General features: G+C 65.7%; 10 protein-coding genes. All 10 read right to left on the minus strand.

Going from position 1 to position 8,863, the window contains the following annotated elements; genetic code table 11:
- Nucleotides 1–665 (minus strand): cyclic nucleotide-binding domain-containing protein (locus tag QOJ24_RS21675; RefSeq protein WP_526265003.1); only part of this gene is annotated, 665 nt, incomplete at its 3' end.
- On the minus strand, nt 658–921 hold the full coding sequence (locus QOJ24_RS21680) for a UBP-type zinc finger domain-containing protein (RefSeq protein ID WP_526265005.1): 264 nt from the start codon (nt 919–921) through the stop codon (nt 658–660). The genes QOJ24_RS21680 and QOJ24_RS21675, both read right to left, overlap by 8 nt.
- A complete protein-coding gene (gene trxA, locus QOJ24_RS21685; protein ID WP_526265007.1) occupies nt 918–1,370 on the minus strand; it encodes a thioredoxin in 453 nt (150 codons plus the stop codon). The genes QOJ24_RS21680 and trxA overlap by 4 nt, the downstream gene beginning before the upstream one ends.
- Before the next feature lie 13 nt (nt 1,371–1,383).
- A complete protein-coding gene (gene clpB / locus QOJ24_RS21690) occupies nt 1,384–4,008 on the minus strand; it encodes an ATP-dependent chaperone ClpB (protein ID WP_526265009.1) in 2,625 nt (874 codons plus the stop codon).
- The gene (locus tag QOJ24_RS21695; RefSeq protein ID WP_526265011.1) at nt 3,990–4,307 is read right to left on the minus strand and encodes a chaperone modulator CbpM; all 318 of its coding nucleotides are present in this window, start codon (nt 4,305–4,307) and stop codon (nt 3,990–3,992) included. Before QOJ24_RS21695 ends, clpB begins: the two co-directional genes overlap by 19 nt.
- Nucleotides 4,304–5,218 (minus strand): DnaJ C-terminal domain-containing protein, encoded by a 915-nt coding sequence (locus QOJ24_RS21700; RefSeq protein WP_526265013.1) that lies wholly within the window; start codon nt 5,216–5,218, stop codon nt 4,304–4,306. Before QOJ24_RS21700 ends, QOJ24_RS21695 begins: the two co-directional genes overlap by 4 nt.
- A gap of 6 nt (nt 5,219–5,224) precedes the next feature.
- Nucleotides 5,225–5,749, minus strand: a complete 525-nt coding sequence (locus QOJ24_RS21705) for a nucleotide exchange factor GrpE (protein WP_526265015.1) — start codon at nt 5,747–5,749, stop codon at nt 5,225–5,227.
- A 6-nt stretch (nt 5,750–5,755) separates the two neighbouring features.
- Complete coding sequence (gene dnaK / locus QOJ24_RS21710; protein ID WP_526265017.1) at nt 5,756–7,645, minus strand: molecular chaperone DnaK; 1,890 nt, start codon at nt 7,643–7,645, stop codon at nt 5,756–5,758.
- Between the two features lie 3 nt (nt 7,646–7,648).
- The gene (locus QOJ24_RS21715; protein WP_526265019.1) at nt 7,649–8,152 is read right to left on the minus strand and encodes a general stress protein; all 504 of its coding nucleotides are present in this window, start codon (nt 8,150–8,152) and stop codon (nt 7,649–7,651) included.
- A gap of 8 nt (nt 8,153–8,160) precedes the next feature.
- Nucleotides 8,161–8,637 carry an Hsp20/alpha crystallin family protein gene (locus QOJ24_RS21720; protein WP_526265021.1) on the minus strand — a complete coding sequence of 159 codons (477 nt, stop codon included), beginning with the start codon at nt 8,635–8,637 and terminating at the stop codon, nt 8,161–8,163.
- Nucleotides 8,638–8,863: the final 226 nt, after the last annotated feature.

Consider the following 8,863-nt stretch of genomic DNA (forward strand, 5'->3'; position numbering starts at 1 on the left):
AGCTCCGCGTTGGTCGGGTTGCGCAGCACCGCACCGCCCCAGATCACCACCGGTGTGTCCTGGGCGGTCACTCCGAACCGTTGGAGCAGTCGGTCGGCCTGCGGGTCACGTTCGAGGTCGAACCAGCGGTGCGGCAACCGATTTCGTGCGGCGAATTCGCGCAACCGAATGGTGTCCGGTGAGAAGCAGGAGCCGATGATCCGAAATCCGGATCCCTCCTGAATGAGCAGCGAGCGCCGACACAGGTATGCGCGCAGGATCAGATCACTGAGCGCCGGATCGTGGGCGACCAGGGCCCGCACCCCTTCGGTCGGGACCACGAGCACTTCGCCGGGCTCCACCACCTCGGCGCTGTAGAACGCTGCCTCGCCCTCGAGGTCGCCCAACTCGCCGAGGAACCGCCCGGGGCCGTGGACCCGCATCACGCGCTGGTTGCCCGCGTCGTCGAGGGTGCTGACGGCCACCTTGCCGGACAGGATGACGAAGAAGTCGTCGGCGCGCTCACCTTCGCGAACGAGCATCTCTCCCTGGCTGACGGTGCGCCGGGTGCCCCCTGCCTCGAGGGTGGCGATTTGATCGTCGGACAGTCGGGGGTACGCGCCGCACACGTCGGGGGTTTCGGCCAGCGGAGACGATTCACGCTGGTCGACCGCGACCTCAGACATAGTCTTCGTCGACGTAACACCAGCGCCAGTTCTCGCCGGGTTCGAAGGACTGCACGATCGGGTGCCCGATCGAGTGGGCATGTGCCCGGGCATGCCGCATGGGCGATGAATCGCAACAGCCGACGTGTCCACACGTCAGGCACAGCCGCAGGTGCAGCCACGGTGTGCCGAGCCGCAGACATTCCTCACAGCCGCTCGAATGCGGGCGCACCGGGCGTATCGCCGCCACGTGGGGATCCATGGATAGAGACGTCATGATCGTGCCTTCTTCGAGTCATTGGCCGACAGAGCTTCATCCAGCCAATTACGCAGCGCCGCAACGGGAGCAGCTCCCGACTGCCGCTTGAGAACTTTCCCGTGGTCAAGTACCAGCAGGGTCGGGACCGCCTGCACGGAGAACCGCTGCGAAATCGCCGGTGCCTTGTCCACGTCCACCTTGACGAGTTTGAGTTGTCCGGCGCGTTCTCCTGCGAGCTGCTCCAGCGCCGGACTCACCATGCGGCACGGTCCGCACCAGGGTGCCCACAGGTCGACAAGTACGGGAACCGAGGACTTTTCGGCAACGTCGGCGAAGTCGCCGTCGCTGGCCGCAGCGATCCACGGCAGCCACTGGTGACAGTTGGCGCACCGGGGCTTCCCCGCGGCCGCCGGGGGTACGCGGTTGCGTTTTCCGCAGTGCGGGCATGTCACGACGTCTGATTCCATGGTGTCTCCTCAGTCAGGCTGTCAGAGCCGGTTCCGAATAGCCCACGGCGAGTGCACCGTTCTGCGCGGTGATGCGGATCGTGCCGCTACCCGCGACGTCGCCGCGTAGCAAGGCCCGGCCGATCTTGGTCTCCACCTCGTGGGCGATGTAGCGGCGCAGCGGGCGCGCCCCGTACACCGGATCGTAGCCGCGTTCGGCGATCAACCGGCGAGCGTCGGCGGTGATGTCGAGCTCGATCTGCCTCTCCGCCAGACGATCCCGTAGCTCGGAAAGCTGTAGCTCGACGATCCGTTCGAGCTGCGCCATCGACAGCGGAGTGAACAACACGATGTCGTCGACGCGATTGAGGAACTCGGGCCGGAAGTGTTCGCGTAGCTCGGCCATCACCCGGTCGTGCGCGTCGGGCTTGATCTCACCGTCCGCGGTGACCCCGTCGAGCAGATGGTGTGATCCGATGTTCGACGTCATGATCACCACCGTGTTGCGGAAGTCGACTTGACGTCCCTGTGCATCGGTGAGTCGGCCGTCGTCGAGCACCTGCAGCAGGGTGTTGAACACGTCGGCGTGCGCCTTTTCGATCTCGTCGAGCAGCACTACGGAATAGGGTTTGCGGCGCACCGCCTCGGTCAGCTGGCCGCCCTCCTCGTAGCCGACGTATCCCGGTGGCGCACCGACCAACCGGCTCACCGTGTGCCGCTCCTGGTACTCGCTCATGTCGAGCCGGACCGTGTTGTCCTCGCTGTCGAACAATGCGGCGGCCAGCGTCTTCGCGAGCTCGGTCTTACCGACCCCGGTCGGGCCGAGGAAGATGAACGAACCGATCGGGCGGCGCGGATCCCGGATTCCAGAGCGGGCCCGAATCACCGCATCGGCGACCAGTTGGACCGCCTCGTCCTGGCCGATCACCCGTTCGTGCAGTATTTCGTCGAGTCGCAGCAGCTTCTCCCGCTCACCCTCCTGCAGTCGCGCGACCGGTATGCCGGTCCACGCGGCTACGATCTCGGCGATCTCGTCTTCGGTGACGACCTCGCGAAGCAACCGCTTGTCGCCCTGCTTGGACGCGAGCTGTTCCTCGGCCGCCTGCAGTCTGCGTTCCAATTCGGTGATCTGGCCGTAGCGCAACTCGGCCGCCCGATTCAGGTCGTAGTTGCGTTCGGCTTCTTCGGCCTCGTGCCGGAGCTGCTCGAGTTGCCCGCGCAGTTCCTGTACCCGACGGATCGCCTGTCGTTCGGCATCCCATTGCGCGTGCCGGGCGTCGGCCTCTGATCGCAGGTCGGCCAACTCCTTGCGAAGTTGCTCCAGCCGGGACTTGCTGGCCGCGTCGGTCTCCTTGGCCAGCGCCGCCTCCTCGATCTCGAGCCGAGTGACTCGACGCGTGATCTCATCCAACTCCGCTGGCATCGAATCGATTTCGGTGCGAAGCCGCGCACACGCCTCGTCAACCAGGTCGATCGCCTTATCGGGTAGGAAGCGGTCGGTGATGTAGCGGTGCGAAAGCGTGGCGGCCGCTACCAGTGCGGCATCCTGAATCTTCACCCCGTGGAACACCTCGAGGCGTTCACGCAGGCCGCGCAGGATCGAGACGGCGTCCTCGACGTCGGGTTCCTCGACCAGCACGGTCTGGAACCGGCGCTCCAGCGCGGCGTCCTTTTCGATGTGCTTTCGGTATTCGTCGAGGGTGGTGGCGCCGATCATGTGCAGCTCACCGCGGGCGAGCATCGGCTTGAGCATGTTGCCGGCGTCCAGGGATCCCTCCGTCGCCCCGGCGCCGACCACGGTGTGCAACTCGTCGACGAACAGCAAGATTCGGCCCTCGGCCGCCTTCACCTCGGACAGCACCGCCTGCAGCCGTTCCTCGAACTCACCGCGGTACTTGGCCCCAGCCACCAGTGAGCCCATGTCGAGGGAGAAGATCGTCTTGTCCCGCAGGCCTTCCGGGACATCGGCGCGAACGATTCGCTGGGCCAGGCCCTCCACGATCGCCGTCTTGCCGACTCCTGGGTCGCCGATCAGAACCGGGTTGTTCTTCGTCTTGCGGCTGAGGATCTGAATCACCCTGCGGATCTCGGCGTCTCGGCCGATCACCGGATCCATCTTGCCGGCGCGGCCCTCGGCGACCAGGTCGCGGCCATACTTCTCCAGTGCCTCGTATGCCCCTTCCGGTGACGCCGAAGTTACGCGCTGGTTGCCGCGGACCTTGGTCAGCGCGCCCAGGAACGATTCCCTCGTAACGCCATGGGCGGCGAGCATCCGTCCGGCGGCACTCCCCGAACCCTCTTCGGCGAGCGCGATGACGAGGTGCTCCACCGACACGTATTCGTCCTTGAGCCGCTTGGCTTCCCGCTCAGCGGTCTCCAGAAGGTTTGCCAGCCGCCTGGTGACGGAGACCTGGCCCGGCGTGGCGCCGGGGCCGCTCACCTTCGGGCGTCGGTTCAGCTCACCCTCCACGTCCGCGCGCAGTGCCGCAGTGTCGGCGCCCACCTGTTCCAACAGCCGCGGTACGAGACCGTCGGGCTGGTCGATCAGCGCCATCAACAGATGTTCGCCGTCGACCTCGGTGTGGCCCATCCGAGTCGCGATGCTCTGCGCTTCGGTCAACGCCTCCTGTGACTTCTGCGTCAGCTTGTTGATGTCCACGGCGATGTCCTCCTACGGCGAGAAGCGGATTCCAGCTCTTCGATGTGGTCCAGCAGGTCGAGCACCAGCCCGATCGCCGCGTAGTTCAGTCCCAGACCGGTCCTCAATCGCTGGATGCGGGCGACCGTCACCAACGCGGACGGTTCGAACCGCAGACCGCCGCGGGCATCCTGCCGGCACGCGACGAGGCCGAGTGCCACCAGTCGGCGCACCATGTCGGGATGCAACCCGCAGCGCGTTGCGAACACGTCGATTGGCATGCCGGGCCGCCGCGTCAGGACATAACGTGGTGCGGTCATCGTCCCCTCCTCGGGTCGAACGTGGACACCGTCGCCAGTTGCTCGAACAAATCACGTTCCTGCGCAGTGGGTTTCGGGGGAACCATCACCTTGATCTCGGCGTAGAGGTCGCCGGCGGCACCGCGCGGGTTGGGCATGCCTTCACCGCGCAGCCGCAGTCGCCGGCCGGTCGACGACCCCTTGGGCACCTTTACCTTCGCTTCGCCACCGGGAGTGCGGACCGCGACAGTGGTCCCCAGCACCGCCTCCCAGGGTGACACCGGCAGATCGATGGTGACATCGCGACCGTCGAGCCGGAATTGGGGATCCGGCTTGATGCGCACCCTGAGGTAGAGATCTCCAGCCGGCCCATCCCCGTTACCCCGGCCACCCTCCCCGGCCAGCCGGATGCGCTGACCGTCGATGACACCGGCGGGGATGGTGACTCCGTAGCTGCGGCCATCCAGGGAGATCTGGCGTTTGCCGCCCCGGTAGGCCTCCTCGACGGTCAGCTCCAGCACCGCTTCCTGGTCGGCGCCTGGGATTGGCCCGAATCCGCCACCGCCACGGAACATGTCGCCGAAGAGGTCTTCGATGTTGATGCCACCGCCGGCACCGCCGAAGCCTTGCCCGTAACGCACCCGCCCGCCGGATCGCGTTGCGCCGCCGCCGAAGCCGCCGGCACCTGCGCGCTCTTCCCAGTCCTCGGGGACATGCCGGAAGTCTTCGCCGAACCGGTCGTAGCGCTTGCGGGTGTCGGGATCCGACAACACGTGATAGGCCTCGTTGACCTCCTTGAATAGGTCTTCGGCCGTCGGATCCTTGTTGACGTCAGGGTGGTACTTGCGGGCCAGCGTGCGGAAGGCCTGCTGAATCTGGTCGGCGGTCGCATCTCGCGACACCCCGAGGACTTCGTAGTAGTCGCGCGCCACCCGATCTCACTCCTCGTGTCGGCTTACTACCACGGCTGCCGGCCGCAACTGACTCGGGCCTTGTCCGTAACCGGGGCGCAGCACTTCCACGACTGTCCCCGGTGCCTTGTCAGCGCGCTCGACGACACCGACCACCTCGTGACGCTGTGGGTCGAACGGCACCCCCGACTCTGCATCGCGCTGATAGCCGAGCCGCTCGAGCACCTGCAGCCCTTCGCCCAGAATGCTTCGCACGCCCTCGACGATCGCGTCGGATTGATCACCCGTGTGAGCGATCGCCCGCTCCAGGTTGTCCACGATGGGCAGCCAGGCAGCGGCAACCCGGGATCGTTCCGCGGCACGCTCGCGGTCCAGTTCGCGGCCATATCTCTTCCGCAGGTTGTCCAGATCCGCAACGGCCCGTCGCCAGCGATCCTCGACCTTGGCCAACTCGGCGTCCGAATCAACCTGGGCGGCAACCGCTTCCGTCGGCTTCTCTTCAGCCGCGTCGCGATCCTCGTCGGTCTTCGAATGTTCCGTCGAACTGACCATGGCGGGTCAGCTCCGATCGAACTCGGCGTCGACCACGTCGTCGTCGCCGACTGGCGCACCGTGGCCGTTGCCGGACGGCCCCTGCTGGCCGACGCTGTCACCCGCTGGGGTGGGCTGTAGCCCGTAGAGCGCCTGCTGCAGTTCGGATGTCAGCGATTGCACCCGCTCCAGCGGGGCCTCGTCCTTGACGGCTTGCCGAGCGTCGGCGACCAGCATCTCGGCGCGGGCCCGGTCGTGTGGTGCCACGGAGTCGCCCAGCTCGGCAAGGCGGCGCTCGACCTGGTAAGCCGCCGAATCGAGCTCATTGCGTGCATCGACCAGCTTGCGCAGCTCTTCGTCCTCGCGGCGGTGCGCCTCGGCCTCGGCGAGCATCCGCTCGACCTCGCTCTGGTCGAGGTTCGACTGTTCACTGATGGTGATGCCCTGCTCGGCTCCGGTGTCCTTGTCGCGCGCGGTGACATGCAGGATCCCGTTGGCATCGACGTCGAAGGTGACCTCGATCTGTGGCTCACCGCGCGGGGCCGGTCGGATGTTCTCCAGCTTGAACCTGCCGAGTACGCGGTTGTCCTTGGCCATCTCGCGTTCGCCCTGCAGCACGACGATGTCCACGGCCGGCTGGTTGTCCGCAGCGGTGCTGAACACCTCGCTGCGCCGGGCCGGGATGGTGGTGTTGCGCTCGAGGATCTTGGTCATCACGCCGCCGGCGGTCTCCACACCCAGCGAGAGTGGGGTGACATCGAGCAGCAGGACGTCGGAGACCTCGCCCGTCAGCACGCCCGCCTGGATCGCGGCACCCATTGCGACCACCTCGTCGGGATTGACGGTCATGTTGGGGTCCTTGCCGCCCGTGAGCCGGCGGACGAGGGCCTGGACGGCGGGGATGCGGGTCGACCCGCCGACCAGGATGACCTCGTCGATGTCGTTCGCCGTGACCTTGGCGTCGCCCATCGCCTGCTTGACCGGAGCCATGCAGCGTTCCACCAGATCGTGTGTGAGTTCCTCGAACTTGGACCGATTGACGGTCATGGTGAGGTGCTTGGGGCCGTTGGCATCGGCAGTGACGAACGGCAAATTGACCTGCGTCTGCGTCACCGACGACAGCTCCACCTTCGCCTTCTCGGCCGCCTCGAACAACCGCTGTAGTGCCTGCGGATCCTTGCGCAGATCGATGTTGTTCTCGCGCTGGAACTCCTCGGCGAGATAGTCCACCAGCCGGCGGTCGAAGTCGTCGCCACCGAGATGGGAGTCACCCGCCGTGGAGCGAACCTCGACCACGCCGTCACCGACGTCGAGAAGGCTGACATCGAACGTGCCGCCGCCGAGGTCGAACACCAGCACGGTCTCGTGGCCCTTCTTGTCCAACCCGTACGCCAATGCGGCGGCCGTGGGCTCGTTGATGATGCGCAGCACATCCAGCCCGGCGATCCGACCGGCATCCTTGGTGGCGTTGCGTTGTGCGTCGTTGAAGTACGCCGGAACGGTGATCACCGCTTGCTTGACCCGCTCACCCAGGAACTTGCTCGCGTCGTCGACGAGTTTGCGCAGTACCTGCGCGCTGATCTCCTCTGGCGAATACTGCTTGCCGCGCACCTCGAATCGGGCGGCGCCACCGTCGCCCTCGACGACGTCGAAGCTGACCGCCTTGGCTTCCTCCGATATTTCATCGAAGCGGCGACCGATGAATCGTTTCGCCGAGTAGATGGTGCCCTTCGGATTCATGATCGACTGCCGCCTGGCCAGTTGCCCGACCAGACGCTCGCCGTTCTCCGTGAACGCCACCACCGAAGGTGTGGTTCGCGCGCCCTCGGTGTTGGGAATCACAACCGGTTCCCCGCCCTGCCAGGCGGCAATCACCGAGTTCGTTGTTCCAAGATCGATACCTACCGCTGTTGCCATCGTCTATTCCTTTCCATTGCCGCCGGCTAGGAGTTGCACCGCACGATCGGCAACCTCCACGTCCGCAACGACGTCATAGGACCTGGGTCGAAGTCCGCTTGTCGAGGTAAAGTCGCGCCGGCCGCGTTGCAACGCATGCGCGAGTAGACCGAACAGGGCGCCCACGATGGCACCAAAGATCAGGCCGTAGCCGGCCAGCACCAACGCCGAAACCAACGGGTAGATCCAACTGAACAGGCCGAAGATCCAGCCGATCAGCGCGCCGACCAGTGCGCCTGAACCCGCACCGCGCAGCGCCGCCCCGCCGTAGGACAACCGGCCCAGAACCTGTTCCACGTACTCCAGATCGCGACCCACGATCGCCACCCGGTTTACCTCGAACCCCCGGTCCGACAGGTAGTCGACCGCCCGTTCGGCGTCGGCGTAGTTGTCGAAGGTGGCGATCACCTGGCGGGCCGGCTCATTGGGCCGCACCGCCGAGGTCTGCACCGTTGAATGCACAGCCATCACTCCTCCTACGCGTCCACTGTTTGTTGTGGCGCGGATTCTTGTTGAGGCGCGGATCCGGTCGCAATGGCCTGCCGAGCCTCGTTGGCGGTCTCGATTTCCACCTTGCGAGGCTTGCTCTTCTCCGAGACCGGGACGGTCAAGGTCAGCACGCCGTGTTCACATGCCGCGCTCAGCTTGTTCGGATCCAGGTTGTCGCCGAGAAACAGTTGGCGCCGAAACTCGCCTTGGGGCCGCTCATCGACGATCAGTTGATCGCCCTCCTGGCGCAGTGGACGGCGGCGCGCGGTGATCTCGATGACGTTGCGCTCGACCGTGACATCGATGTCATCGGGCTTCATACCCGGGACGTCGAGGGCGACGATGAATTGGTCACCGCGTCGCAATGCCTCCATTGGCAAAGAGCGCGCAGTGCGTGCGCCGGCCAACGCCTGCTCGGCCAACCGGTCAAGTTCGCGAAACGGATCGAATCGCATCAGAGCCATAGCTTCTCCTAGGTTCCAAGGGCGGCTGTACGAGATGCTCCGGCAGCCGATGGCCTGTACGCACCGCCCGCCAATAGCCTCCGAACAACGAGTCTGGCAATCGAATTCGGCGACCGCGTGCTCCCAACGAGCCAGAAATGTCGATCGGAATTGGTCCTGTCAGCACGAGAGGATGCATTCCGCGGAGGAAAGTTCCCTAGCCTCTGCCCAGGGAAGCGGCCTACGG

Origin of the sequence: Mycobacterium sp., from assembly GCF_032159775.1 — a bacterium.
GTDB lineage: Bacteria > Actinomycetota > Actinomycetes > Mycobacteriales > Mycobacteriaceae > Mycobacterium.

Excerpts from the sequence above, each read along its gene's own strand:
- QOJ24_RS21680 (WP_526265005.1), bottom strand. The coding sequence starts at position 921 with ATGACGTCTCTATCCATGGATCCCCACGTGGCGGCGATACGCCCGGTG.
- trxA (WP_526265007.1), bottom strand. The coding sequence starts at position 1,370 with ATGGAATCAGACGTCGTGACATGCCCGCACTGCGGAAAACGCAACCGC.
- QOJ24_RS21695 (WP_526265011.1), bottom strand. The coding sequence starts at position 4,307 with ATGACCGCACCACGTTATGTCCTGACGCGGCGGCCCGGCATGCCAATC.
- QOJ24_RS21705 (WP_526265015.1), bottom strand. The coding sequence starts at position 5,749 with ATGGTCAGTTCGACGGAACATTCGAAGACCGACGAGGATCGCGACGCG.
- dnaK (WP_526265017.1), bottom strand. The coding sequence starts at position 7,645 with ATGGCAACAGCGGTAGGTATCGATCTTGGAACAACGAACTCGGTGATT.
- QOJ24_RS21715 (WP_526265019.1), bottom strand. The coding sequence starts at position 8,152 with ATGGCTGTGCATTCAACGGTGCAGACCTCGGCGGTGCGGCCCAATGAG.
- QOJ24_RS21720 (WP_526265021.1), bottom strand. The coding sequence starts at position 8,637 with ATGGCTCTGATGCGATTCGATCCGTTTCGCGAACTTGACCGGTTGGCC.